Source organism: Emticicia sp. 17c, from assembly GCF_037153985.1.
Classification (GTDB): Bacteria; Bacteroidota; Bacteroidia; order Cytophagales; family Spirosomataceae; genus Emticicia.
Window position 1 is genome coordinate 1 of record NZ_JBBAYI010000050.1, and the last position, 1,125, is coordinate 1,125.

Sequence of the window (1,125 nt, forward strand, 5' to 3'; positions counted from 1 at the left end):
CCCAAGTGTGTGACTCAGGCAGATGCGTATGTGGGCTGTAGTCCTACTCATCCCGATGCCCCTGTCATCACAGGGACGGTTGAATTAGAAGATTTGGCCGTAGGCGATGTATTGGGTATTTATGATTACGCTGTTTTGGTAACCGAAATCGGTGGGGGTAAATTTCTCTCGGGGAAGGGGCTGGTAAAAGTACCCTTTTTGAATAATTCTTACCTGGCTGTGGAGTTTTCGGGTATCCAAGCAAAGAAAGGGGAAGCGGGTACCCAAGGGAGTTGTGTGTATGCGGTGGGAGATTATTTCCGAACCCGTTCAATCAGCCAAGCCGACTTGCAAAATGAACAAGTCCGCATCATTGCTGACATAATCAAGCGCACCGAACCTACCGTTTTTCATGGAGATTTGGAGGTAGCCATAAAAAAATACCAAGAAAAGGGTGGCGAAATAGCGACTAAAGGCACAGCTACCCCACAAGAAAAACAGGATTTACTGACTTATACCAAAGGCGTAGAAACCGCAGTAGGTACTTGGAAAGACAAGTTTTCAGAGGTATTTGATTGGGGAGAAACCGACCCCAAAATAGGCGAAATTCTAGGTGATATGACCACTATCCTGACCCAACTCAAGGCTAACAAAACAAGCATGGAAGGCGGAACGCCGCCCGCAGGAACAAGTTACCCAATTATTGCTGACTTAAAGACCAAAGTAGATGTCATTATTGAAAAAATAAAGTCCTTGCAGCAAGCAAATGCCCCCAAACCACCGAGGATACAAAATGTAGTAGCAACCAATATTGGCTCTAATGAAGCCATCCTGACTTGGGAGGGGGACCCTCGTTTTAAGAAATATGTGATTACCTACAAAACGGTTGAGGGAGGAGAATTGATTGAAACAGTCAATTCAAATCGTTTAAACCTTAAAAACCTCCAAGAAAATAGTCAATATGGTTTTAAGATTGAAGCCTATGTGGGTGATGAAGTGGTAAGTACGTATGAAAATGGGGAGTTTAAGACTTTGCAAAATAAATTACCAATGCCTGAAAATGTAAAACAACTAAAAGTGAATGATAATACCATGATTTTGACATGGGATAAAAACAAATTACATGAAAGCTATCAAGTTGTTTAT

At 42.3% G+C, this 1,125-nt stretch carries 1 protein-coding gene; it reads left to right on the forward strand.

Annotated elements, in window-relative coordinates:
• On the forward strand, positions 1-1,125 hold a 1,125-nt coding region (locus tag WAA15_RS24405; protein WP_337045466.1), incomplete at both ends, for a fibronectin type III domain-containing protein.